Raw genomic sequence first — 24,202 nt, 5'->3', positions numbered from 1 at the left:
AACCAACAAACAGGGGAGGGAATGATGAAGCACTTGAAGTGGACGCTTGCGCTGGCCGCGAGCCTGATCACCGGCGCGGCGAGCGCGGAGATATCGGACAATGTCGTGCGCATCGGCGTGCTCAACGACATCTCCGGCATCTTCCAGGACACCAACGGCATGGGCTCGGTGGAAGCCGCGCGCATGGCGGCGGAGGATTTCAACGGCGGCGGCAAGGGCATCAAGGTCGAGATCGTCTACGCCGACCACCAGAACAAGGCCGATGTCGGCAACGCCATCGCGCGCAAATGGCTCGACGTCGAAGGCGTCGATGCCATCGTCGACGTGCCGAACTCGGCCGTCGGCCTCTCCATCAACACGCTGCTGCGCGACAGCCGCATGACGTTCCTGGCCTCGTCGACCGCAAGCTCGGACCTCACCGGCAAGGCCTGCTCGCCCAACACCATCCAGTGGGTCAACGACACCTGGGCGACCGGCAACACCACGGCGGCGGCCATGATGTCGCGCGGCGGCAAGGACTGGTACTTCCTCACGGTCGATTATGCGCTCGGCAAGGGCATCGAGGCAGAGGCGCAGAAATACATCGAAGGACACGGCGGCAAGGTGCTCGGCTCCTCCAAGCATCCGCTCGGCACCTCCGACTTCGCCTCCTTCCTGTTGCAGGCGCAAGGCTCGAAGGCGCAGGTGATCGGGCTTGCCAATGCCGGCGGTGACACCATCAACGCGGTGAAGCAGGCCGCCGAGTTCGGCATCCAGCAGAGCGGCCAGAAGCTCGTCGCCTTCCTGCTCTTCATCAACGACGTCCACGGCATGGGCATCAAGGTCGCGCAGGGTCTCCAGTTGATGGAAGCCTTCTACTGGGACATGAACGACGATACCCGCGCCTTTGCCAAGCGCTTCGCCGCGCGGCCCGGCATGAACGGCAAGATGCCGAGCGGCAACCAGGCCGGCGTCTATGCCTCGACGCTCGCCTACCTCAACGCCGTCGCGGCCACCGGCAGCGACAATGCCAGGGACGCCGTGCCCGAGATGAAGAAGTTCAAGGGCAAGGACAAGCTGTTCGGCGACACCACCATCCGCCAGGACGGCCGCGTCGTGCACCCCATGTACTTGTTCGAGGTGAAGAAGCCGGAGGAGTCGAAATACCCTTACGACTACTACAAGCTGGTCTCGACGATTCCCGCGGATCAGGCCTTCCGCCCGCTGGCGGAGGGCGGGTGTGAATTGGTGAAGTAGCTAGAGAGAGAGCGCGGTCTCCTCTTACCCTCCCCTGGAGGGGGAGGGTCGATCGCGCGAAGCGCGAGCGGGGTGGGGTGATCTCTCAGCACGGGCACCGCCGCGGCGGAGAGACCGTCACCCCACCCCGCTGCGCATTTCGCTTCGCTGCATGCGCAGCGACCCTCCCCCTCCAGGGGAGGGTAGGAGGAACGCGCGCAGCGCTGGCCACTACACCACCTTGCTACTCCCTTGCGTGATCAGCCGCGCCGCGCGCTGGTCTCGGGCGTAGATCCAGAGCCAGCTCAAGGCGACGCTGAGGCGATGGCGCAGGCCGATCAGGAAGTAGATGTGGGCGATGCCCCAGATCCACCATGCGATGGTGCCGCGCAGCTTGACCTTGCCGAAGTCGATCACCGCCAGGCGCTTGCCGATCTGGGCGAGGCTGCCGGCGTGCTTGTAGCGGAACGGGCCGGTCGCGGCTCCGCGCAGGCGGGCCTTGATGGTCTCGGCGACATGGCGGCCCTGCTGCTTGGCTGCCGGCGCGATGCCGGGCACCGGCTTGCCGTTCCAGGCGTTGATGCTGGTGGTGTCGCCGATCGCAAAGATCTCGGGATGGCCTGGGATGGTGAGGTCGGCCTCCACCTGCACGCGTCCGGCGCGGTCGGCGGGAGCACCCAGCCATTCGGCGGCAGGTGAGGCGCGGACGCCGGCAGCCCAGATTCGCGTCTTGGCTTCGAGCAGCTTGCCGCCGAACACCACGCCCTCGCGATTGATCTCGGTGACGGCCTGTCCCAGCACGACCTCCACGCCGATCTTTTCCAGCGAGGCCTGCGCGTAGGCGGAGAGATCGTCGGGAAAGCCGGCCAGCACGCGCGGTCCCGCCTCGATCAGCACGACGCGCGCTTTGTGGGTGTCGATGTTGCGGAAGTCGGCGGGCAAGGTGTGATGCGCCATCTCGGCGATGGTGCCGGCGAGCTCGACGCCGGTCGGGCCGGCGCCGACGATGACGAAGGTCAGCCGCGCCGCGCGCTTCGCCGGATCGGTCTCGCGCTCGGCGCGCTCGAATGCCACGAGGATGTGCCGGCGCAGCGTGGTCGCGTCCTCCAGCGTCTTCAGGCCGGGCGCCCATTGCTCCCATTCGTCGTGGCCGAAATAGGCGTGGCGCGCGCCGGTCGCCAGCACCAGCGTGTCGTAGGGCACCTCGCTGCCGTCGTCGATCTGCACGCAGCGCCTGTCGGCATCGACGCCGCTCACGGTCGCAAACAGCGTCGTCACCTCACGGCGGTCGCGCATGAGATGGCGGATCGGCCAGGCGATCTCGCTGGTGGCGAGCGAGGCGGTCGCGACCTGGTAGAGCAGCGGCTGGAACAGATGATGGTTGCGGCGGTCGATCAACGTGATCTCGACCGGGGCGCCGGCAAGCCGGTAAGTCGTCTCCAGCCCGCCGAAGCCGGCGCCGACGATGACGACGCGATGGGGATGTGCGGCCATGATACGCCCTCGAATCTCGCTGCTGCTCTTCCTCATTTAAGTGCGGATCGGGCGTCGCGGTCCAATAGAGGCCATCAATCGCGACATAGGCGGGGCGCATCGATCCGGCGCGAGAAAGCGCCGCAGGCCTGATCGGGCCTTGGCCGAAGGAGTAGCATTATATTTCTTGCCATCTCCGATCGGGGCGAAATATGGTGCAGGGGCAGGCGCTGAGCCATTGGCGGCTCGACAGATTTTGCGTTCAATAGAGAAGGCCCGGGGCGGCGATCACCCCGCTTGCGGGCTCAATCATAAGGAGGGGAGTGATTATGAAAACGGCATTCTGGCTGGCGGGCGCAGCGGCGCTGGTGCTGGCGAGCCCGGCTTTCGCCGGCGACACCATCAAGATCGGTTTCGTTTCGACCTTCAGCGGCCCGACCGCCGTGATCGGCAACGACATGCGCAACTCGTTCGAGCTCGCGCTGGACCACATGGGCCGCAAGATGGACGGCAAGCCGGTCGAGGTGATCTACGAGGACGACGGCCAGAAGCCTGACGTCGGCAAGCAGAAGACCGAGAAGCTGGTGCAGTCCGACAAGGTCGATTTCATCGTCGGCTACATCTGGTCGAACGTGCTGCTGGCCTCGCTGAAGACGGCCGTGGATTCGCAGACCTTCCTGATCTCGGCCAATGCCGGCCCGTCGCAGCTCGCCGGCGAGCTGTGCAGCCCTTACGTGTTCTCGACCTCCTGGCAGAACGACCAGACGCCCGCCGCGATGGGCCTCTACATGAACCAGAAGGGCGTCAAGAGCGTGTTCCTGATCGGCCCGAACTACGCGGCCGGCAAGGACATGCTCGCGGGTGTGAAGAGCACCTTCAAGGGCGAGGTCAAGGGCGAGGAATACACGGTGTGGCCGAGCCAGCTCGACTTCTCCGCCGAGCTCTCCAAGGCGCGCGCCTCGGGCGCGGAGTCGATCTTCGTGTTCTATCCGGGCGCGGCCGGCGTGCAGTTCCTCAATCAATATGCGCAGGCGGGCCTCAAGAGCACCATGCCGCTCTACACGGCGTTCACCGTCGACGAGCTGTCGCTGCCGCTGCAGAAGGACAACGCACTCGGCGTGCCTGGCGCGCAGGAATGGGTCAACGACCTCCCCAACGAGCAGAACAAGCGCTTCGTCGCCGACTACCGCAAGAAATATCCTGGGCTGCGTCCGACCTATTACGGCGCGCAATCCTATGACGCGGCCCAGCTCATCAACAGCGCGGTGGTCGCGGTGAAGGGCGACACCAGCAAGAAGGACGCGATGAAGGCCGAGATGGAGAAGGCCAACTTCAAGTCGCTGCGCGGTGCGTTCAAATACGGCAAGAACCACATCCCGGTGCAGAGCTTCTATCTCCAGGACGTGGTCAAGGACGGCGAAGGGCAGCTCTCGCTGAAGACGGTCGCGACCATCGTGGAGAACGACCAGGATCGCTTCCACGACAAGTGCCCGATGAAGTAGCCGCAAGCGACGTTGCCCCTTCTCCCCTTGTGGGAGAAGGTGGCGCGAAGCGCCGGATGAGGGGTATCTTTCCGCGAAGCAACTTCTATCGTGTTCGCGGAGAAATACCCCTCACCCGTCTCGCCGCTATCGCGGCGAGCCACCCTCTCCCACAAGGGGAGAGGGGAAGCAGCGGCTACACCCGCGGCATGCTCGCAGGCCGCACCTCGCGGGACTGCGCTGCGAGCCTGATGCCGGCGTTCGCCGCACCGAACCCCTGATAATTCCTGCGCTCGACGATCTCGAAGAAGAAGCGCTCGTCGAAGATGTGGGTGTAGACCTGGAAGAACTCGCCATCGCCCTCGCGGTCGTAGAGGATGTGGTTGGCGCGCAGCTGCGCCATCAGCTCGGGCGCGAGGTCGTATTTGGCTTCGATGTCGTCGTAATAATTGGCGGGGATGTCGAGGAAATCCGCACCGCGCTTGCGCATCGCCGCGACCGTCGCGAAGATGTCCCGGCACGAGAACGCGACGTGCTGCACGCCCGAGCCGAAAAACTCCGAGATGAAGCGCGCCGGCAGCGTGCGGTTGGCGGAGGAGCCGTTGAGCACGAAGCGCAGGCTCTGGTCGGCATTGACGATGGCCTGGCTCTGCACGAGACCTCTGGGATCGGCGATCTCCATCTGGGGCAGGCGCTTGAGGTCGAGGATGCCGGTGTAGAAAAGCAGCCAGGACAGCATCTCGTCATAGGGCATCGACTGCGCGATGTGGTCGACGGCGAGCAGGGCGTCCGCGCTCGCATCGCCAGGGACAGGCTCGAAATCGGTGTCCCAGTTCTTGCCGGCCTGATCGAGGAAATAGAGCAGACTGCCGCCGACGCCGTGGATCGCGGGAATCTCCAATTCCCCCGGGCCGACCGGCTGATAGAAGGTGCGCGCCTTCAGCGTCTCGGCGCGCTGCATGGCGAGGCCGGCATTGTCGACGTCGAGCGCGATGGCGCAGACGCCGGGGCCGTGCGTGACATAGTGCGAATGGGCAAAGCCGTCGGTCTCGCTGTTGATGACGAGCTCGACCTTGCCCTGCGACCAGCGCTCCACCGCCTTGCTGCGATGCGCGCCGGTCTTGCGGAAGCCGAGTTGCGAGAACAGGCGGCCGAGGTCGCCCGCTTTGGTCTCGTTGACGGCGAACTCGACGAAGCCGGTGCCGCGACTCTTCGCCTTCGGTGCCAGCGGCTCGGCGGCAAATTTCGGCCAGTCCGGCGCGAGCTGGTCCTCCAGCAGGATCAGCGAGCGCAGGCCGTCGAGCGCGGTCTGCGCGGCCGAGCCGGCGCGGAACTGGTCGTTGAAGATCTCCAGCGACAGCGGCCCGGCATAGCCGGTCGCAGCGACCGCCGCCATGAACTCGCCGACCGGCAGATCGCCCTGGCCGGGGAAGGAGCGGAAGTGCCGGCTCCAGGACAGGATGTCGAGCTCGAGCTTCGGCGCGTCGGCAAGCTGCACCAGGAAGATCTTGTCGCCGGGGATCGAGGCCATCGCGCGCACCGGAAAGCCGGGCGCCAGCGCGTGAAAGCTGTCGAGGATGATTCCGATCGCGGCATGATCGGCGCGCCGCACGATCTCCCAGGCGTCGCGATAGTCGTTGACATGGCGGCCCCAGGCCAGCGCCTCGTAGCCGACGCGTAAGCAGCGCTTGGCTGCGCGTTCGCCCAGCTCGCGAAAATCCTCCGCGGCGCGGTCGATGCCGCCAAGCGAGGCGGGCGAGACGTTGGAGCAGATCAGCAAGAGATCGGTGCCGAGCTCCTGCATCAGATCGAACTTCCGCTCCGCGCGGGCAAAATTGCGCGCGCGCTGCGGCTCCGGCATGCCCTCGAAATCGCGGAACGGCTGGAACGCCGAGATCTTCAGGTTGAGGTCGCCGCAGAGCTTTGCGATGTCGCGCGGACCCGCGCCGAACGACAGCAGATCGTTCTCGAAAATCTCGACCTCGTCGAAGCCCGCGGCGGCGATGGCGCGGAGCTTTTCGTCGAGTGTACCTGAGAGAGAGACGGTCGCGATCGAGCGCTTGTTCATGCTGCCTGCTCCATGATCCGCCCCGGTGAAATTGTCTGGCCCGTGCGCGCGGCCTCGCTGACGGCTTCGACGACGGCGAGCGTTCCCATTGCATCCTCGGCCGTGATCAAAGGCCGTTCCTGGCCCCTGACGACCGCGCAGAAATGACGGAGCTGCTCGACCAGCGGATCGAGCGCGAGCGGTGCGATGGTTCCGCGCGACAGCGGCGCATACCAGCCGGGCTGCTGTGTGTAGGACCACAGCTCCATATCGGGCACGGAAAGCGATCCCTCGGTGCCGGAGAGGATGTAACAGGGCTGGTCCTGCTTGGGGTACGCAGCGTTCTCGCCCGATGTCAGCTCCCAGCTCCACGGCGCCGGCGTCGCATCCGACACAGTCACCGTCCCCAATGCGCCACGCTCAAAGCGCAGCAGCAGCGCGGCGGTGTCCTCGACAGCGAAGCCGCGCACCTTGTTCGAGGTCAGCGCCTGCACCTCGGCGATCTCGCCGCAGATGAAGCGGAGATTGTCGATGTCGTGGATCAGGTTGATCAGCAGCGGTCCGCCCCCCTGCTCGCGGCGCCAGGCCACCTCGAAATAGTCGTCGGGCTTTTTCAGCAACCACAGCCCGACCACGGCGGTGAGCTGGCCGAGCTTGCCGTTCGCCACCGCTTCGCGCGCGGCCTTGATGATCGGATTGTGCCGGCGGTGATGGCCGACCAGCATCGGAACGCCGGCCCGCTCGACGGCGGCACAAAGACGCTGCGCGTTGACGACCGTATCGGTCACCGGCTTTTCGATCAGCGCAGGGACGCCGGCTGCCGCGCAATCGAGCGCCATCGGCAGGTGCAACATGTTGGGCGAGGCGATGATGAGACCGTCGGGCCTTTCCTGCGCCAGCAGCGCGCGGTGATCGGCGTAGCAGGCAGTTTTGCGGGCTTGCGCATAGTCCTGCGCAGCAGGCGAGGGGTCGGCGATGCCGGCGAGCTCGCAGTCCGGTGACGCCGTGATCAACTCGATATGGCGGCGGCCGATCAGGCCGGCGCCGGCGACGGCGATGCGCAGTCGCGCGCTCATGCCGCGCTTTCCTCCATGGCGCCGCCGAGGAAGAGCTGACCGATGCGGGGGTCGTTCAGGATGCGCCTGGCATCGTCGACCATGCGGGTCTGGCCGAGCTCGAGCACGATGCCGATGTCGGAGATTTCCAGTGCCGAGCGCGCGTTCTGCTCGATCATCAGGATGGTGACGCCGCGATCGCGCAAGCTCTTGAGGATATCGAAGGTCTGCTGCACCATCAGCGGCGACAGGCCGATCGAAGGTTCGTCGATCAGGACCAGCTTCGGCTCGAGCAGCAGCGAGCGGGCGATCTCCAATTGCTTCTGCTCGCCGCCGGAGAGCGTCGAGGCCTGCTGCGCGGATTTGCGGCGCAGCGCCGGAAACAAATCCAGCGCCGCCTCGATCCGCTTCGGCAGGTCGAGTCCTTTCCCGGCCGAGACGCCGCCAAGCTCGATATTGCTGCGGACCGACAGCTCGGGAAAGATGTTGCGGCCCTGCGGCACGTAGCAGATGCCGGCAGTGAGCAGCGCGCGCTGGCTCAGGTTCGTGACGTCGCGGCCGGCAAAATTGACCTTGCCTTCGCGCAGCTTCAACAGGCCGAAGATCGCCTTGAACACGGTCGACTTGCCGGCGCCGTTCGGGCCGATGATGGTGGTGATGGTGGCCTGCGGGACGGAAAAGCTCGTGCCGTTCAGGATCGTCATCTTGCCATAGCCGCCGACGAGATTGTGAACCGAGAGGATTGGCTCGCTCATGATCTTGTCCTCAATGTCCGAGATAGGCTTCGATCACCGCCGGGTTCTTGCGCACCTCATCCGGGCGTCCCATCGCCAGCACCTTGCCTTCCGCCATCACCATCACGCGCGAGCACAGCGACATCACGAACTCCATGTTGTGCTCGATCACGACGAAGGTGGCGTTCTTCTCGCGGTTGATCGCGACCAGCCGGTCCTTGAGATCCGCCAGCATCGACGGGTTGACGCCGCCGGCGGGCTCGTCCAGCAGCACGAGGCGCGGGCCGCCCATGAAGGCCATGGCGGCATCGAGCAGCTTCTGCTGGCCGTAGGAGAGGCCGCCGGCCGGCTCGTCGGCGAGATGGTCGAGCTTGAAGAAGCCGATCATCTGGTTGGCGGCATCAGTCAGTCCGGCATCGGAGCGGCCGACCAGGCGCGAGGCCATGTTGCCCTGGTGCTCCTGCCCGGCGAGGATCAGGTTCTCGCGCACCGAGAGTTTTGGGAACACCTGCAGGAGCTGGAAGGTTCGGCTGACCCCGAGCTTGTTGAGCTCGGCGGGACGGAGGCCCGTGACGAGCTTGCCGTCGAGCTTCACTTCGCCGCCTGATGGTGTGAGCTGGCCGAGGATGCAGTTGAACAGGGTGGACTTGCCGCAGCCGTTCGGGCCGATCAGCCCGAGGATCTCGCCCTCGCGCACGTCGAAGGAGACGCCGTCGACGGCGCTGATGCCGCCAAAGTTCTTTTTGATGCCGGTGACTTCGAGGACCGCACTCATTGCGCCGTCTCCAGTCGGGATTTTGCGACGGCGCGCAGCGCGGACGCCGCCTTGGTGCGGCGCTCGGCGAGATAGCGGTCGAGGATTCCCAGAATGCCCGTCGGCGACCAGATCAGAAGCCCCATCACCGCCACCGCGTAGAGCATCAGATAATAGCCCTCGGTGAAGCGCAGCCATTCCGGCAGCAGCACCGCGATCATCGCCCCTAGGAACGGGCCGAAATAGAAGCCGGCGCCGCCGACGATCACCATCATCAGCAGGTCGAGCGAGAGCGACAGGTTGAACGGCACCGGATCGATATATTGCGTCAGCGGCGCGTAGAGCGCGCCGGCGACGCCGCCGAGCGCCGAGCCGATCGCGAACGCCATCAGCGTATAGCGGCGCGTGTCGATGCCGAGCGATTGCGCGCGCAAGGGATTCTCGCGCAGCGCCATGAAGGCGCGGCCCCAGGGCGAGCGGATCAGCCACCACACCGCGACCGACACGATCGCGAGCGAGCCGAGGCAGACATAGTAGAACGGCAGCGGCTTGTTGGTGGCGATCCCGAGGACGTGCGGGCGCGGGATGTTGGAGATGCCGTAGATGCCGCCGGTGAGCCAGCTCTCGTTCCGGAACACCAGGAATGCAAGGGTGGAGAAGGCCAGCGTGACGAAGGCGAGGTAATGGTGCTGCACGCGCAGCGCCGGATAGCCGAGCACCCAGCCGACCGAAAAGCTCAAGGCGATCGCGACCAGGATTGCCGCCGGCAGCGGCCAGCCATGGGTGGTCATGATCGCCGCCGCATAGGCGCCGATGCCGACGAAGGCGCCCTGCGCCAGCGAGACCTGGCCGGCGTAACCGAGCGTGAGGTTGAGCCCCATCGCAGCGATGCTCATCACCGCCCATTGGCTGAGGATGAACAGGCCGTAGCGGTTGAAGTTCATGGGCACGATGATCAGGCCGGCGATGACGGCAAGGCCGAGCGCGATCTTCAGGGGTTTGCCGAAACCGCTCATACGGTGCGCTCCTCGGCGCGGCCGAGCAGACCTTGCGGCCGGAACAGGATGACGGCGATCAGGAAGATCATCGGCACGGCGGCGCGATATTGGGTGGAGACATAGGCGGCCGCGAGGTTGTCGAGCACGCCGATCAGCAGGCCGCCGGCGATCGCGCCGCGCACCTGGTTGAAGCCGCCGACGATCGCCGCGATGAAGGCGGCCTGGCCCAGCACCTCGCCGGAGGAGAATTTTGCCAGATAAATCGGCGTGATCAGCAGCGAAGCGAGGGCGACCAGGAAGGCGTTGATCAGGAAGGTCAGCAGGATCATGCGCTCGACCGGCACGCCGATGATGCGCGCCACGGTCGGATTTTGTGCGGCCGCCTGCATCTGGTGGCCGAGCGAGGTGCGGTTCAGCAGCGTGGTCAGGCCGAGCACCGCAAGAATGGCGACGACGAGCACGCCGATGCTCTGCAGCGACACCGCATGGCCGAAGATGGAGACGTCGCCGGTCGGCACGATCGAGGGGAAGGGCGAGGCTTCGGCGCTGAAGAACTGCTTGACCGCTTCCTTGATGCCGATCGCGAGCGCCATGGTCGCGATCGCCAGCGGCAGCACGCCGTGGCGCATCATGGGGTCGACGAGCAACAGCTTGAAGCCGAGCCCGAGCAGGATCATCGACAAGAGGATGCCGAGGATGATCGCGAGCCAGAACGGCGCGCCCGCATGCATCGCCGCCAGCATCAGGAACGCCGGCAGCATCACGAACTCGCCTTGCGCGAAATTGATGGTCTGCGAGGTCTGCCACAGCAGCGTGAAGCCGACCGCGACCAGCGCATAGATCGCGCCGGTGGCAAGTCCGGCGACCAGAAGATCGAACAGATTGGACATGTTCCCCTCGTGTCTATCCCTCGCCTCGCTCTCTCGTCTCCCTCGCCCCGCTTGCGGGGAGAGGGTGGGGTGAGGGGGAGTCTCCGCAAGGACGGTGACAGTTGGACTCGCGGAGAGTCCCCCTCACCCGCCGCGCTTTGCGCGTCGGCCTCTCCCCGCGTGCGGGGAGAGGCGAAGATCACTTCACCTTGGGCAGCACCTGCTTCACGACCTGCTTGCCTTCGACCACCTCGACCAGAAAACTCTGGCGGTCGATGTCGCCGGTGTCGCTGAAGGTGACGTCCATCAGGATGCCCGGCTCGTCGGCGGCCTTGATGGTGAGGCCGTGCAGCGTGTCGGCGAATTTCTTCGGGTCGACCTTGCCCATCTTCTCGGTGGTGGCCTTCACCATGTAGACGGCGAGATAGCCCTTCAGGCCGTTGTGATCAGGGACGTAATTGTACTTCTTGGAAAACTTCTCACGGAATTGCTTGACCAGGTCGACAGGGGCATCGGTGGTGAGACCGACATGGCCGCGCGCGCCGTTGGCGGCGTCGCCCGCGAGCTCGATCACCTTCTGGCCGATCAGCGTGGTCTCGCCCATCAGCGGCGCATTGACGCCCTGGCGCTTCAGCTCTTTCAGGATGCGCGCGCTCTCTTCCTCGTTCAGATAGACGAACACGGCGTCGGGATTGGCAGCTTTGATCTTGCCGACGTCGGCGGCGAAGTCCGCCTGGCCGGCTTCGGTCGAGAGGTCGGCGACGACCTTGGAGCCGAGCCGTTCGAGCTCCTTGGTCACCATGTCACGTCCGCCGCGGCCGAAATCGTTGTTGACCCAGACCACCGCGACCGTCTTCGCCTTCATCTCGTCGTGAATGTATTTCGCGACCTTCGGCATCGAGGATTGCTGGCCGAACGAGGTGCGGAACAGGAATTTGTTGCCGGCCTGCGTCAGCTCGGCAGCTTCGCCGCCCATGATCTGCGCGATGCCGGCTTCGGCCGCGAGCGGGGCCGTCACCTTCACCGAGCCGGAATAGCCGGGCCCGAGCAGCACATAGGGCTCGGCATCGAGCGCCTTCTGCACCTGGGCGCGCGCCACGCCCGGATTGGACTGCGAGTCGGCATGGGTGACTTCGAGCTTGCGGCCGAGCACGCCGCCCTTGGCGTTGATCTCCTCGATCGCGAGATCGATGCCGTTCTTCCAGTTGGTGCCGACGGTGGCGCCGCCACCGGACAGTTCGGCGACGTCGGCGAGCTTGATCGCCTGGGCGTGAACGCTGGTTGCAGCTGCGAAGGCAAGCAGGGCGCCTGCCAGAATAGTCGTCTTCATGGTCTCTCCTCCCATTTTCTCTGATGTGCTCCGCGGCCTTGTGTCCGGCCGCTTCGGTTACGCTGCGTGATAGGCCGCGCTTCGTGCCGCCATCACCTCGTCGAATGCCTTTCCCATCACCTCGGTCGATGCGGCAAGGCCCGTGAACAGTTCGAAAGCGTCGGCCGCCTGATAGATCGCAAGCTCCCGCCCGGTCATGATCTGTGCGCCCTTGGCCTGGGCCGCCGCCAGCAGGGGCGTGATCAGAGGCGAATAGACGGCATCCGCCACCCAGAGTTTTTCATGCAGCAACGCGGCGGCGACCGGCATGCCCCGGTTCGGCAGCATGCCGACCGGCGTGCCGTTGACGAGGCCGGTTGCGCCGCTTAGCGCATCCTCGACGTTTGCTGCGATCCTCGCGCCACCAAGCGGTGCCAGCAGGGAGACGAGTGTCGCGGCGCGCGCCGGCTCGCTGTCGAAGATGCGGATGTCGGAAACCTTCAGGCTCGCCAATGCAAAGGCGATCGCCTTGCCGACGCCGCCGGCGCCGATCACCGCGACGGCGTTCCCGGCGGGTGCCAGCAGCGGCGCCACCGCGCGGGCAAAGCCTGTCGTGTCGGTGTTGTGGCCGATCAGGCGGCCGTCTTTGACCACGACGGTGTTGACCGCCCCCATCGCGGCCGCGCCGGGCGCCAACTCGTCGAGCAGCGGGACGACCGCTTCCTTGTAGGGGTAGGTGACGTTGACGCCGGCAAAGCCGAGCCGCCGCACGCCCTCCAGCATCAGGCTGAGGCCGGCCGCGTCGGCGCCGGCCACCTCGATCAGCTGATAATGGCCGCGCAGGCCGAGCGCCTCGGCGGCGCGTTCATGCATGGCGGGCGATGCGGAATGCGCGATCGGCGCGCCGATCAGGCCGGTGAGGAGCTTCTTGCTGGCGGCGTATCCGCGCTTGGACATGGTTCGCTATCGTCTCAAAGGGAACGTTCGGTCCCGGTCATTAGCGGGGAAACCCGCAGAATTCCAAGGGGGCTTCCAACCCCGACGATAGCCTGTCCTTGGGCTAACACAATTACCCATTTATCCGGCAAACCTAACATCATGTTATTTCTTCCGGCCGCGCGCCGGCGCGGCCTTGCCGCTGCCGCCCGGCGCGGCCTTGCCGCTGCCGCGGGACGGCTCGACCGCGCGCATCTCGGCGCGCAGCGCCTCGATGAACGCTTCGGCATGCAGCGACAGCGGTGCGCCGCGCTTGACCGCGATGTAGGTATCGAACCGCGTCGGCTCGGCGATCTTCAACAGCTCGATCCCGGGATAGCCGCCATGGGCCACGGTGAACTGGTCGATGATGGCGATGCCGAGCCCCGCCTTCACCAGCGCGCAGACCGTGGTGCCGAAGCGCGCGCGGATGGTGATGTTGTAGTCGAGCCGGTGGCGCGCGAAGATCTCGGCCATGATCCGGCCGTAGGGATCGTTGGGATCGATGCCGATCAGCGGATAGCGGGTGATCTCGGCGGCCGAGACCTGCCTGCGGCCGGCGAGCTCGTGGCCCGGCGGCACGATGCAGTACAATTCGCCCGAGGCGAGCGGCATGAAGTCGAGCGCGGAATGCTCCAGCCGGTAGCTCATCGCCACGCACTCGCCGCGGCCGAGCATGAGGTAGTCGATGGCCTCCTCGAGCTTGAGGATGTTGATGTCGATGCCCAAATCAGGATAGCGGCGGCGGACGCGCTCGATCGCGCGCGGCACCATCACCTGCGAGATGCTGGGGACCGAGCCGATGCGCAATTCCGAGAGGCCGCCGCGGCCGATCTTGGAGATGATCTCGGAGAGATCGTCGACCTTCTTGTAGACGCCGTTGATCTGCTCGAAGATGTTCTCGGCTTCCGGGGTCGGGAAGTAGCGCCCGTTCTGGCGCTGGAAGAAGCGGATGCCGAGCGAACGCTCGGTGTATTTGACGAGGCGGCTGATTCCGGGCGCCGAGACGTTGAGCAGCTTGGCCGCGCCGCCGATGGTGCCCGTCACCATCACGGCGCGGATCACTTCAACCTGGCGCAGTGTCATCATGGCCTTGAAATGTCCCTGGCATCGACAAGAGATCGTGGCGGTGATCATCTCACGGGAGATGCGATGTCATCCAGCGGCAAGTGTGTCGATGTGGAGGGAGGGGGCAAGCCTCTCGTGTCCCGGACGCGCTGCTACGCGTTTAGCGTTGCAGCGCAGAACCGGGACCCAGAAAGCCAGAGAGGAAGTTGCTGATGGATGGGCCCCGGCTCTGCAGCGCATCGTCGAAGTGACGCTGCGCTGCGTCCGGGGCACGCGAGCGCGGCTGGGCCCATCAACTCACACAAAGGGAGAAGATAAGCCAAGCTTCCCGGTCGGCGTGTTTCGACTAAAATCCGCGCGTTCAAATGAAAGGGCATCGGCGTTGCGCGATCCGTTGCGTCGGCGTCGTTTGCTGCAACTGCGTTCTAGCTCGCTGGGCCTTCGGGCAAGAGGCTGTCAACCAGCTCCGTGCGCTCGCTTTGCAGCACCTCGCGCGCGAACTCGATGATCTTCTGCTTGTTTGCCGTGTCGCGGACGGCGAAAAACACGCGGTTCAATTCCAGGCCGAGCACGCTGTTGAGGGCGATGTCCTCGTCTTGCATTTGGTTTTCCCGCTGCGGACGCGTTCAGGTGTATCGTGACGTCAATTCTGCCACAAGTAGTTTAATTCTTCAGGCCCAGAAGAGCACCGGGAAACTACGGTCGCAGCGAATTGAGGCAGCCCCCGAATACGTGCTATATGGAAGGGCGAAGGTCAGGAAACGCACCGAATGTCCGCCGCAGACGCCGTTGATTATGGCCGGGAGGCGCTCGACTTCATCGAAGGGCTCGGAGCCTATACCAAGGTTCCGGACGCCATGGATGCGCTTGCAATCGCGTTCAGCCGGTACGGTTTCGAACATATCATCGTCACGGGCTTGCCGAATCCCGAGCAGCGTTTTTCCCAGATGGTGCTCGCCAAGAAGTGGCCGGCGGAGTGGTTCAGCCTCTACACCCAGAAGAGCTATGACCGTGTCGACCCCGTGATCCGCAAGTGCCGGCAGACGGTCAATCCTTTCGAGTGGTCCGAGGCACCGTACGATCCGGAGCTGGAGCCGGGCGCGGTAGAGGTGATGCGGCGCGCCGCCGATTTCCGCATGTCGCGCGGCTTCGTCGTGCCGATCCACGGCTTGACCGGCTACGAGGCCGGCGTCTCGCTCGGCGGCGTCCATCTCGATCTCAATGCGCGCAGCAAGCCGGCGCTGCACCTGATCGGGATGTACGGCTTCGATCACATTCGCCGTCTGCTCGCCCCGGCGCCGCATCCTTCGACGCGCCTCACTCCCCGCGAGCGCGAGGTGATCGCCTGGGCCTCGCAAGGCAAGTCCGCGTGGGAGATCGGCGAGATCCTGCACATCACGCAACGTACCGCGGAAGAGCATCTTGCAACTGCCGCGCGCAAGCTCGGCGCCGTCAACCGGACGCATGCGGTCGCGATCGCGATCCGCCACAGAATCATCAATCCCTGAAATCTTCGCCTACTGGGAAATTTCCCAATAGTCGATTTGGCCGTTTTCGCTGAGGCTCCCCACATTTCGAGCCATGGGGGAGTTCATGATTCATGTGATTTCTGCCGTCAATCGGCACCTGTACGAGGACGTCCTCGAACAGCATTTTCGGGTTCGTCACGAGATTTTCGTCGAGGAGCGAAAATGGGAGGGTCTACGCAAGCCCGATGGCCGCGAGATCGATAGCTACGACAACGAGGACGCGGTCTACCTGCTCGCTCTCGACAACCGCCGGGTGCTCGGCGGCTCCCGCCTGTATCCGACCACCAAGCCGACGATGATGAGCGAGGTCTTCCCGCATCTCGCCGCGGTACGCGGTTGCCCCTCGGGGCCGCTGGTCTGGGAGTGGTCGCGCTTCTTCGTCTCGCGCGAGCGCCGCGACGGCGCATTCAATCTGCAATTGATGGCGGCGGCACAGGAGTTCTGCCTCGATCAGGGCATCGAGCGGCTCTGCCTCGTCATGGAGACCTGGTGGTTGCCGCGCTTCCACGACATCGGATTCATCGTGACGCCGCTGGGATTGCCGGCGTTGGTGGAGAATTCCTGGACCATGGCGGCAACGATCGAGATCCGTCAGGAGTCGCTCGACGTCGTGTGTGACCGGATCGGTATGACCAGCGTCGTCCAGCAGGACGGTCCGCGGATCGACTGCGTTGCCCGTGCCAACCTCTGCGGCGCCGCTGCCGCGCAACGGAAGAGTGCCTGAGATGTCGAACATGATGCGGGACAGCCAGATCATGGCGCAGACCAGGGACGAGAATCTCGGCTACATGTCCGACATGGCGCTCGAGCTGGCGCAGATGGCGGAAGACCAGGGGTTGGCGACGCTCGCCTATCTGTTCCGGATGGCGGCGCTGGAGGCCTCGACGGCCAACAGCGTGCTCACCGATCCGGGCGACCTGCCCGAGCAGATGACGTCGCACTAGACGTCGCTCTTTGCTCCAACACATTGCGGCACCCTCTCCCCGGCAACGGGGGGAGGGTGAGCGTTTGGGTGCGGCAGGTTGCCCCAGCCGGCACGGCAGCCTTCTTGCAAGGCCGTCTCGACCACATGCACCCGCATGCAACAAAGTGCATGTTTGGTGTCGAATCGCTCTTGCCTCGGAACGATACTGCCATTACCCATTTTTCCGCCTTGAAGAGGCAGGGGGAGCTCTTTCACTGATGGCGACCGTGTTCGAACATCGGCGCGACACCGCGTGCGCCTGAAAGAGTCTTGATGCTGCTCGTCGTCGAACAGTTCTTGAACGGATTGCAGTTCGGCCTGCTGCTGTTCCTGCTCGCCGCCGGCCTGACGCTGGTGTTCGGGATCATGGATCTCGTCAACCTCGCGCACGGCTCGCTCTACATGATGGGCGCCTATTTCGCCGCGACCTTCGCGGCCTGGACCGGCAGCTTCTTAGCTGGTGCGCTGCTGGCGCTGGGCGCCACATTGATCCTCGGCATCGTGCTCGAAATGTCGGCGCTGCGGCATCTCTACGGGCGAGATCATCTCGACCATGTGCTCGCGACCTTCGGCCTGATCCTGTTCTTCAATGAAGCCGTGCGGCTGATCTGGGGCCCGGCCGGCCTCGCGCTGCCGCTGCCGGCCTGGCTCACCGTGCCGGTGCCGATCCTGCCCGGCATTCATTATCCCGCCTATCGCCTCGCCATCATCGTCGTGGCGCTATTGGTCGCGCTGCTGCTCTATCTCGGCGTGATGCGCACCCGGATCGGCATGCTGATCCGCGCCGGCGCGTCCAACCGCGAGATGATCGGCGCGCTCGGCATCAACATCAAGCTGCTCTACACGCTGGTGTTCGGCCTGGGTGCCGCGCTTGCCGGGCTTGCCGGTCTGATGCAGGCGCCGATCCTCACCGTGCAGATCGGCATGGGCGAGAACATCCTGATCCTCGCCTTCGTCATCATCGTGATCGGCGGCATCGGCTCGATCCGCGGCGCCTTCCTCGCCGCGATCTTCGTCGGCATGATCGACACGCTCGGCCGCGCCTTCCTGCCCAATTTGCTGCGGCAGGTGCTCAGCGGCGCCGCCGCCTCCACCGCCGCTCCCGCACTGTCGTCCATGCTGATCTACCTGCTGATGGCGATCGTGCTGGTGGTGCGGCCGGAGGGGCTGTTTCCGGCCAATCGTCGATGAAGAATGTCACTGTGAGCAAGGCCGTCACGGCCCTGATGCTGGCCGGCCTCGTGCTGCTGCCGCTCTATTCGCAAGCGTCCGGCAACGTCTTCATCCTGACGCTGTTCACGCGCATCGTCATCCTGGCGCTGGCGGCGGCGAGCCTCAATCTCATCATGGGCTTCGGCGGCATGATGAGTTTCGGCCACGCCGCCTATCTCGGCATCGGCGGTTACGCCGTCGGCATGCTGGCGCAGGAAGGTGTCGGGTCCGGCTGGGTACAGTTCCCGGTCGCGCTCGCGGCCTCCGCCATTTATGCGCTGGTGATCGGCGCGCTCTCCTTGCGCACCCGCGGCGTCTATTTCATCATGATCACGCTGGCCTTCGCGCAGATGGCCTATTACGTCGCCTCGGGCCTTGCGCGCTACGGCGGTGATGACGGCCTCACCGTCTACAAGCGCAGCGACTTCTCCGGGCTGATCAACCTGGGCAACCGCACGCAGTTCTACTATCTCTGCCTCGCCTGCCTGCTCGGCGTCATCTTCCTGATCTGGCGCATCGTCAACTCGCGCTTCGGTCTCGTCGTGCAGGGCCTGCGCTCGAACGAGCAGCGCATGCAGGCGATCGGCTTTCCCGCCAAGCGCTACCAATTGGTCTGCTTCGTCATTTCAGGGACGATGTGCGGCCTTGCCGGCGCGCTGCTCGCCAACAACACCGATTTCGTCAGCCCGGCCGTGATGTACTGGACCCGCTCCGGTGACCTCATGGTGATGGTCATCCTCGGCGGCATGGGCACGCTGTTCGGCCCGGTCATGGGCGCGGTGGTGTTCCTGCTGCTGGAAGAGTTCCTGTCGCAGATCACCGAATATTGGGCGCTGATCATGGGTCCGCTCTTGCTGCTGATCGTGCTGTTCGGCCGCGGCGGCATCATGGGCATGCTGGGGAGGGCTGGCCGTGGCTGAACCCCTGCTCCGCGTCGAAAAGCTGGTGCGCCGCTTCGGCGGCATCATCGCGACCGACAACGTCTCGCTCGACGTCGCCAGCGGCGAGCTGCACGCCATCATCGGCCCGAACGGCGCCGGCAAGACCACGCTGATCAGTCAGCTCACCGGCCATCTGGCGCCGCATTCCGGCAGCGTCCGGCTTGCGGGGCGCGACATCACTTACCTTCCCGCCTATCGCCGCTGCGCGCTCGGCCTTGCGCGTTCGTTCCAGATCACTTCGCTGCTGCTCGACTTCACCGCCGCGGACAATGTCGCGCTGGCGGCGCAGGCGCATGCCGGCACCTCGTTCCGCTTCTTCGCCGACGCGCGGAAAGAGAAAAGCTTGCGCGATGCCGCCCACGCCGCGCTCGACCGCGTCGGTCTCGCCCATCGCGCCGACGTGCTGGTGTCGAAGCTCAGCCATGGCGAGCGGCGCCAGATCGAGCTTGCGGTCGCGCTCGCGAGCAAGCCGAAATTGCTGCTGCTTGACGAGCCGATGGCCGGTCTCGGCGTCACCGAATCGCAGAGCATGGTGAAGCTGCTCCAGGAGTTGCGCAAGGAAGTCTCGATCGTCCTCGTCGAGCACGACATGCCCGCGGTGTTCGCGCTCGCCGACCGCATCTCGGTGCTGGTCTATGGCCGCGTCATCGCCTCGGGCGATCCCGCCGCGATCCGTGCCAACGAAGACGTCAAGCGCGCCTATCTCGGCGATCAGCACGTGGTGACGCATCATGGCTGACACGCTGCTCGACGTCGACGGCATCGAGACCTGCTACGGCCTGTCCCAGGTGCTGTTCGGCCTGTCGCTGTCGATCAAGCCGGGCGAGATGGTCTCGCTGATGGGCCGCAACGGCATGGGCAAGACCACGACCATCCGCTCCATCATGGGCCTGACGCCGGCGCGCGCGGGCGCGATCCGATTTGCCGGCACCGAGGTGCGGCAGCTGCCGTCCTACCGGATTGCACAGCTCGGCGTCGGCCTCGTCCCCGAGGGACGCCAGATCTTTCCGAACCTCACCGTGCGCGAGAACCTGGTCGCGGCTGCGGCGGATCGCTTCAACAGCAACAACCCCTGGACGCTGGCTTCCATCTACGTGCTGTTCCCGCGCCTCGCCGAGCGCGCCGCCAACATGGGCAACCAGCTCTCCGGCGGCGAGCAGCAGATGCTTGCGATCGGCCGCGCGCTGATGACCAATCCGAAGCTGCTCATTCTGGACGAAGCGACCGAAGGCCTCGCGCCGCTGATCCGCGAAGAGATCTGGCACTGCCTGTCGCTGCTCAAGAGCCGGGGACAGTCGATCCTGGTCGTCGACAAGAACGTCGACCATCTCGCCCGCATCTGCGACCGCCACTTCATCATCGAGCGCGGCAAGACGGTGTGGAGCGGCACCTCGGACGAGCTGATGGCCGAGCCGGATCTGCAGCACAAATATCTGGGGATTTAGCAGTCTCTCTCAATATCGTCATGGCCGGGCTTGTCCCGGCCATCCACGCCTCGCTGCGCGACACGAAGAACGTGGATGCCCGGGACAAGCCCGGGCATGACGCCGACGACGTAGCCGTCAGAACACCTCGAAATACTCGCGGTGCTCCCAATCCGTCACCTCGCTCAGGAAGCGGTCGATCTCGGCGTTCTTGATGTGGGTGTAATAGTCGACGAATTCCGCACCCAGCTTTTCGCGAAAGAACGGATCGTCCTTCAGCGCGCTCACCGCATCGCGCAAACTCTTCGGCAGCAGCGGCGCCTTGGTCTCGTAGGGCGTGTCGGCGGACGGGCCGGGATCGAGCTTGCGGTCGACGCCGTCGAGGCCGGAGAGAATCTGCGAGGCCATGTAGAGATAGGGATTGGCGGCGGGCTCGCCGATGCGGTTCTCCAGGCGCGTTGCGGCATCGCCGGCGCCGCCGAGCACGCGGATCATCACGCCGCGATTGTCGCGGCCCCAGATCGCGCGGTCCGGCGCCAGCGAATAGGAGCGGTAGCGCTTGTAGCCGTTGATGGTCGGCGTCGTGAACAATGTGGAAGCGCGGGCGTGGTCGAGCAGGCCGGCGAGATACGCCTTGCCGAATGCGCTGAGCGGCTCGCCGCCGTCCTTCGCCATGAACAGGTTCTCGCCGCTCGTACGCGAGACGACCGACTGGTGCAGGTGCCAGCCGCTGGCGAACACGTTCGGCAGCTTCGGCCGGCACATGAAGGTGGCGTGATAGCCGTGGCGCCGCGCGATCTGCTTCACGGCGGAGCGGAACAGCACCATGTTGTCGGCGGGTTCCAGGCCCTTCTTCGGCGCGAAGGTGAATTCGCACTGGCTCGGGCCGAACTCGACCTCGACCGAGCGCAAGGGTAGGCCGAGCGCGACGATGTCGCGGCGGAGAATCTCCAGCACCGGCTCCATCTGATCGAAGCGCTGCTCGGTGAGATATTGATAGCCGTGGCTGAGCAGGCTGACCGACGGCGGCGTGCCCGGCTGTCCCGCGTCCTCGGGGCGCATATGCGCATCGTCGAGCTTGAAGATATGGAATTCGACTTCGAGCCCCGCGACGAAATCGTGGCCGCGGCTTGCGAGTTCGTCGATCACCTTGCGATAGAGCGAGCGCGTCGCGAACGGCACCGGGCGGCCGTCTTGGAAGTAGAGGTCGCACAGCACCCAGCCCGTGGTCGGTGCCCACGGCAAGACGCGAAACGTGGTGGGATCAGGCACCATCACCACGTCGGCCGCGCCCTCCATCTCCTTCATGCCGAAGCCGCCGCCCGCGGTGAACACCGGAAAGACCGTGCGGTGCGAGGTGTCCTTGGCCAGCATGGTGGTGGTGATGGAGCAGCCGCTCTCCAGCGAAGCGATCGCCTCCGAGGCGATGATGGTCTTGCCGCGCAGGATGCCGTGCTGGTCGGGGAAGGCGAGGCGAATGACTTCGAGGTTCTTCTCCTCGACGAGACGACGCATGCGCGCCGCCGCGTCCCTCTGCTCATCCGACCACAGCGCATGACGCGCGACGAAAGTCACTTTGATTGCTCCTCGCTGCTTGTCATTCCGGGGCTCGCGAAGCGAGAACCCGGAATCTCGAGGTTCCGGGTTCGATGCTGGCGCATCGCCCCGGAACGACGGTACCTATATCACTCCGCCGCCGTCAGCTTGTGCACGTTGTCCGCGATCTCCTTCGGCACCGGCGCTGTCCACGGCGCGCCGCGGCGGCGCTTGACGTCGACTTCCATCCAGTAGAGCTCCCAACCCTGGGTCGGCCCGATGCCGTCCATGGTCGCTGGTCCCTGAATGCTGCGTGCCCTGCTGTCATCCAAAAACAGCATCGGCTTCTCGCCGCCCTGGACCTTCTCGATCTCCTGCCGCAGCAGGCGGCGATACTGCACGATCGCCTTGTCGCTCGAACCGAGATGCTCCTGGGTGCGGTCCTGGATCGCGCCCATTGATTCCACCGCCCATTGATCGTGGACGTTGATGTCGTTGCCCATGCCGGTATAGGTCGCGGTCTGCTGCTCGTGCGGATCGAAACCGTAATCGTTGGCTCGGTTCTTGCGCGACTTGTAATCCGGCAGCTCATAGAGCTCGAGCCGCTGGTCGCGCATCTTCTGCTTGTCGACCGGCTTCGAATAACTGGTGAAGATCGCGTACCAGTAGCAGTTCTCGTCGTCGACCGGCACGTGCCATTGCGTGATCGTCATCTCCGTGCTCATGGGGATGACGAAGCCGTGCGGGAACAGCTGGTTGGTGACGCGCACATGGGTGCGCTCCTCGTCGATCTCGCGCAGCGCGATCAGCCGCAATCCGTATTCGGTGTGCTCGACATTGATGATGGGACGGTCGTATTCGCGCAGGATCTTCGTCATCGGCAGGTCGCTTCCCGCCGAGGCGCCGCGAAACTGCTTGCCATAGGCAGTGGAGGTGTCCTCGTCCTCGAAGAAGCGATGCAGGTAGGACGCGTGCGCGGGATCGATGCCGACCTCAAGCGCCTGCAGCCAGTTGCAGGCCATATGACCCTTGAATGCGAACGTATGCGTGCCGGGCGCGACGAAGCAATCGATCTCCGGGAACGCCGGAGGTTCGCCCTCGCCGAGATAGGCCCAGAGGATGCCGCTCTTCTCCACGACGGGATAGGAGCGCTGGCGGATGTTCTGGCAGAGTTTCGAATCCTTCGGCTCGGCCGGCGTCTCGATGCACTGGCCGGTGGCATCGAACAGCCAGCCGTGGAAGGCGCAGCGCAGGCCGCCATGCTCGAGCCGTCCAAAGGCGAGGTCGGCGCCGCGATGGGCGCAGTGGCGATCCATCAGGCCGTAACGTCCGGTCTCGTCGCGGAACAGCACGAGGTTCTCGCCGAGCAGTCTGACGGGACGGATCGGTCGCGCGCCCTGCAGTTCGTCCACCAGTGCCGCCGGCTGCCAATAGCTCCGCATCAGCTTGCCGCAGGGGTCCTTCGGCCCGGTGCGGGTGATCAGGTCGTTCTGCTCCTGGCTCATCATGGCGGTCGCATCCTTCCTTGATCGAACAAGTCGAGGGCCAGTGCGCTCTTCGCCTCTCCCCGCGTGCGGGGAGAGGCCGGATTGCATCGACGATGCAATCCGGGTGAGGGGGACTCTCCGCGAGGGCAGCTGTCACCGTCCCTGTGGAGACTCCCCCTCACCCCACCCCTCTCCCCGCAAGCGGGGCGAGGGAGACCACGAGCGTGCTCGCTTGACAAATTATGTTCGCCTATTGAACGAATGGGCGAATTATGACATGCCTTGAAAAGGCGGCAAGCACTATTTTGCAGGATTGGCCCTCACCATGCCCAAGCTGAAGCGGAGCGAAAGCGAGGAGCGCGCGACGGATTTCGTCGAGGCGCTCGATCGCGGGCTGCGCCTGCTGCAGTGTTTCGGCACGAATACCGGGCCGATGACGCTCAGCGATCTCGCGCGGGCGGCCGATCTGCCGCGCGCCACCGCGCGGCGCATGCTGTTCACGCTGCAGCGCGGCGGCTACGTCTCCGGCGACGGCAAGCTGTTCTCGCTGACACCGCATGTGCTGACGCTGGCAGCGTCTTACTTGCGCTCCAATCAGCTCGTCGCCGTGCTGCAGCCGGTGCTCGATCGCGTCGCGATCGCGGCCAACGAAATCTCCTCGCTCGCGGTGCTCGACGGCGACGACGTCGTGTTCGTCGCGCGCAGCAGTCCGGCGAGGATGTTCTCCGGCGGACTCGAGATCGGCTACCGCCTGCCGGCGTTCTGCACCTCGGTCGGCCGCGCCATGCTCGGCCAGCTCGACGATGCCGATCTCGCCGCACGGCTGAAGACGATGACATGCGAGGCGCTGACGCCGCAGACGGTAACGGATCCGAAGACGCTGCTCGCCCGCATCGTCGCCGACCGTGCGCAAGGCTATTCACTGGTCGATCGCGAGGCCGAGCCGCATTTCCGCTCGATCTCGGTTCCCGTGCGCCGGTACGACAATGTGATCGTCGCCGCCATCAACATGGGCGCCCATGTCGATCGCGTGCCGGCGCAGGAATTGATCGACCGTTTCCTGCCACTGCTGCGCGAAGGCGCGGAAGCGGTGCGTTCGCAGTTGCTGTGAGCATTGACCCGCGCGCACAG

The 24,202-nt window shown here is 65.2% G+C and carries 23 protein-coding genes; 10 read left to right on the top strand and 13 right to left on the bottom strand.

The window, feature by feature from the left end; translation table 11 throughout:
- Positions 1-24 precede the first annotated feature (24 nt).
- Complete coding sequence (locus TSA1_RS30265; protein WP_100181419.1) at positions 25-1,236, top strand: ABC transporter substrate-binding protein; 1,212 nt, start codon at positions 25-27, stop codon at positions 1,234-1,236.
- A gap of 210 nt (positions 1,237-1,446) precedes the next feature.
- On the opposite strand, the gene TSA1_RS30260 is transcribed toward TSA1_RS30265, so the two are convergent.
- Positions 1,447-2,709 (bottom strand): NAD(P)/FAD-dependent oxidoreductase, encoded by a 1,263-nt coding sequence (locus TSA1_RS30260; protein ID WP_174719133.1) that lies wholly within the window; start codon positions 2,707-2,709, stop codon positions 1,447-1,449.
- A gap of 308 nt (positions 2,710-3,017) precedes the next feature.
- Between TSA1_RS30260 and TSA1_RS30255 the strand changes: the two genes are divergently transcribed.
- A complete protein-coding gene (locus tag TSA1_RS30255) occupies positions 3,018-4,190 on the top strand; it encodes an ABC transporter substrate-binding protein (RefSeq protein WP_100179518.1) in 1,173 nt (390 codons plus the stop codon).
- A gap of 175 nt (positions 4,191-4,365) precedes the next feature.
- On the opposite strand, the gene TSA1_RS30250 is transcribed toward TSA1_RS30255, so the two are convergent.
- From TSA1_RS30250 to TSA1_RS30205, 10 genes are all read right to left on the bottom strand, one after another.
- Positions 4,366-6,237: a bifunctional sugar phosphate isomerase/epimerase/4-hydroxyphenylpyruvate dioxygenase family protein gene (locus TSA1_RS30250; RefSeq protein ID WP_100179517.1), complete on the bottom strand. Its 1,872-nt coding sequence runs from the start codon at positions 6,235-6,237 to the stop codon at positions 4,366-4,368.
- On the bottom strand, positions 6,234-7,292 hold the full coding sequence (locus tag TSA1_RS30245; RefSeq protein WP_100179516.1) for a Gfo/Idh/MocA family protein: 1,059 nt from the start codon (positions 7,290-7,292) through the stop codon (positions 6,234-6,236). The genes TSA1_RS30250 and TSA1_RS30245 overlap by 4 nt, the downstream gene beginning before the upstream one ends.
- Positions 7,289-8,026 (bottom strand): ABC transporter ATP-binding protein, encoded by a 738-nt coding sequence (locus tag TSA1_RS30240; protein WP_100179515.1) that lies wholly within the window; start codon positions 8,024-8,026, stop codon positions 7,289-7,291. Before TSA1_RS30240 ends, TSA1_RS30245 begins: the two co-directional genes overlap by 4 nt.
- A gap of 10 nt (positions 8,027-8,036) precedes the next feature.
- Complete coding sequence (locus TSA1_RS30235) at positions 8,037-8,780, bottom strand: ABC transporter ATP-binding protein (RefSeq protein WP_100179514.1); 744 nt, start codon at positions 8,778-8,780, stop codon at positions 8,037-8,039.
- The gene (locus tag TSA1_RS30230) at positions 8,777-9,775 is read right to left on the bottom strand and encodes a branched-chain amino acid ABC transporter permease (protein WP_100179513.1); all 999 of its coding nucleotides are present in this window, start codon (positions 9,773-9,775) and stop codon (positions 8,777-8,779) included. The genes TSA1_RS30235 and TSA1_RS30230 overlap by 4 nt, the downstream gene beginning before the upstream one ends.
- Positions 9,772-10,647: a branched-chain amino acid ABC transporter permease gene (locus tag TSA1_RS30225; protein ID WP_100179512.1), complete on the bottom strand. Its 876-nt coding sequence runs from the start codon at positions 10,645-10,647 to the stop codon at positions 9,772-9,774. Before TSA1_RS30225 ends, TSA1_RS30230 begins: the two co-directional genes overlap by 4 nt.
- Before the next feature lie 178 nt (positions 10,648-10,825).
- Positions 10,826-11,956 (bottom strand): ABC transporter substrate-binding protein, encoded by a 1,131-nt coding sequence (locus TSA1_RS30220; RefSeq protein ID WP_100179511.1) that lies wholly within the window; start codon positions 11,954-11,956, stop codon positions 10,826-10,828.
- 57 nt (positions 11,957-12,013) lie between these two features.
- Entirely contained in the window at positions 12,014-12,892 is an 879-nt protein-coding gene (locus TSA1_RS30215; protein ID WP_100179510.1) for a shikimate dehydrogenase, read from the bottom strand.
- A 144-nt stretch (positions 12,893-13,036) separates the two neighbouring features.
- On the bottom strand, positions 13,037-13,999 hold the full coding sequence (locus tag TSA1_RS30210) for a LysR family transcriptional regulator (RefSeq protein WP_100179509.1): 963 nt from the start codon (positions 13,997-13,999) through the stop codon (positions 13,037-13,039).
- A 404-nt stretch (positions 14,000-14,403) separates the two neighbouring features.
- Complete coding sequence (locus TSA1_RS30205) at positions 14,404-14,580, bottom strand: hypothetical protein (RefSeq protein ID WP_100179508.1); 177 nt, start codon at positions 14,578-14,580, stop codon at positions 14,404-14,406.
- Positions 14,581-14,748: 168 nt separating this feature from the next.
- Between TSA1_RS30205 and TSA1_RS30200 the strand changes: the two genes are divergently transcribed.
- The 7 genes from TSA1_RS30200 to TSA1_RS30165 all read left to right on the top strand — a co-directional run bounded on the left by TSA1_RS30200 (position 14,749) and on the right by TSA1_RS30165 (position 20,069).
- On the top strand, positions 14,749-15,486 hold the full coding sequence (locus TSA1_RS30200; protein ID WP_100179507.1) for a helix-turn-helix transcriptional regulator: 738 nt from the start codon (positions 14,749-14,751) through the stop codon (positions 15,484-15,486).
- Positions 15,487-15,571: 85 nt separating this feature from the next.
- Positions 15,572-16,231 (top strand): acyl-homoserine-lactone synthase, encoded by a 660-nt coding sequence (locus TSA1_RS30195; protein WP_174719132.1) that lies wholly within the window; start codon positions 15,572-15,574, stop codon positions 16,229-16,231.
- A gap of 1 nt (position 16,232) precedes the next feature.
- Complete coding sequence (locus TSA1_RS30190; RefSeq protein WP_100179505.1) at positions 16,233-16,451, top strand: hypothetical protein; 219 nt, start codon at positions 16,233-16,235, stop codon at positions 16,449-16,451.
- Positions 16,452-16,744: 293 nt separating this feature from the next.
- The gene (locus tag TSA1_RS30180) at positions 16,745-17,662 is read left to right on the top strand and encodes a branched-chain amino acid ABC transporter permease (RefSeq protein ID WP_100179503.1); all 918 of its coding nucleotides are present in this window, start codon (positions 16,745-16,747) and stop codon (positions 17,660-17,662) included.
- Positions 17,659-18,603 (top strand): branched-chain amino acid ABC transporter permease, encoded by a 945-nt coding sequence (locus TSA1_RS30175; protein ID WP_100179502.1) that lies wholly within the window; start codon positions 17,659-17,661, stop codon positions 18,601-18,603. The genes TSA1_RS30180 and TSA1_RS30175 overlap by 4 nt, the downstream gene beginning before the upstream one ends.
- Positions 18,596-19,363: an ABC transporter ATP-binding protein gene (locus TSA1_RS30170; RefSeq protein WP_100179501.1), complete on the top strand. Its 768-nt coding sequence runs from the start codon at positions 18,596-18,598 to the stop codon at positions 19,361-19,363. The genes TSA1_RS30175 and TSA1_RS30170 overlap by 8 nt, the downstream gene beginning before the upstream one ends.
- The gene (locus tag TSA1_RS30165; protein ID WP_100179500.1) at positions 19,356-20,069 is read left to right on the top strand and encodes an ABC transporter ATP-binding protein; all 714 of its coding nucleotides are present in this window, start codon (positions 19,356-19,358) and stop codon (positions 20,067-20,069) included. The genes TSA1_RS30170 and TSA1_RS30165 overlap by 8 nt, the downstream gene beginning before the upstream one ends.
- Positions 20,070-20,186: 117 nt before the next feature.
- Here TSA1_RS30165 and TSA1_RS30160 read toward each other — a convergent pair whose 3' ends face one another.
- Together TSA1_RS30160 and TSA1_RS30155 are read right to left on the bottom strand one after the other, a co-directional pair.
- A complete protein-coding gene (locus TSA1_RS30160; RefSeq protein WP_100179499.1) occupies positions 20,187-21,623 on the bottom strand; it encodes a glutamine synthetase family protein in 1,437 nt (478 codons plus the stop codon).
- Positions 21,624-21,733: 110 nt separating this feature from the next.
- Positions 21,734-23,092 (bottom strand): aromatic ring-hydroxylating dioxygenase subunit alpha, encoded by a 1,359-nt coding sequence (locus tag TSA1_RS30155; protein ID WP_100179498.1) that lies wholly within the window; start codon positions 23,090-23,092, stop codon positions 21,734-21,736.
- A gap of 304 nt (positions 23,093-23,396) precedes the next feature.
- Here TSA1_RS30155 and TSA1_RS30150 point away from each other — a divergent pair, with 304 nt between their 5' ends.
- The gene (locus TSA1_RS30150) at positions 23,397-24,182 is read left to right on the top strand and encodes an IclR family transcriptional regulator domain-containing protein (protein WP_100179497.1); all 786 of its coding nucleotides are present in this window, start codon (positions 23,397-23,399) and stop codon (positions 24,180-24,182) included.
- Positions 24,183-24,202: the final 20 nt, after the last annotated feature.

The organism is Bradyrhizobium nitroreducens (assembly GCF_002776695.1).
Taxonomy (GTDB): domain Bacteria; phylum Pseudomonadota; class Alphaproteobacteria; order Rhizobiales; family Xanthobacteraceae; genus Bradyrhizobium; species Bradyrhizobium nitroreducens.
This window is presented reverse-complemented; position numbering and strand designations above follow the sequence as displayed.